Here is a 514-nt window from a genome sequence, read left to right as displayed (position 1 = left end):
GTATTATCCAGTTTTATCACAAAGAAAACTATGGGTTAAACTATAGGAGGTACAGAAATGATCAAAACAAAACCATTTAGTATTTCAAAGCTCCTCTTACAAGAAGCATATGTTCGGGTAAAGGCTAATGGTGGTACTGCCGGAGTGGATGAACTGAATCTGTTCAAATACGAACAGGATCACAGAAACCATCTCTACCGATTATGGAATCAAATGAGTTCTGGGAGCTATATGCCCTTGCCTGTTCTGCTGGTGGAAATACCCAAGAAAGGTGGAGGTCTGCGTCCGCTTGGAATTCCAACGGTTACTGACCGTATTGCACAGACTACTGTAACAATGATTCTGGAACCTATGTTGGATAAGATATTCCATAAGGATTCCTATGGTTATCGTCCCAACAAAAGTGCTAAGGATGCCATCGGCACTGCCAGAGCAAGATGTTGGAAACATGATTGGGTTCTGGATGTGGATATTAAAGGTTTCTTCGATAATATCCCACATGATCTGTTAATGA

Annotated in this window: 1 protein-coding gene; it reads left to right on the top strand. The window is 41.1% G+C overall.

Annotated elements, in window-relative coordinates; translation table 11 throughout:
* Window positions 1-57: 57 nt before the first annotated feature.
* Window positions 58-514: reverse transcriptase domain-containing protein (locus ACFOUY_RS08905; RefSeq protein ID WP_378960158.1), on the top strand; the 457-nt coding region annotated here is incomplete at its 3' end.

This window comes from Pedobacter jamesrossensis, from assembly GCF_042650905.1.
GTDB lineage: Bacteria > Bacteroidota > Bacteroidia > Sphingobacteriales > Sphingobacteriaceae > Pedobacter > Pedobacter jamesrossensis.
This window is presented reverse-complemented; position numbering and strand designations above follow the sequence as displayed.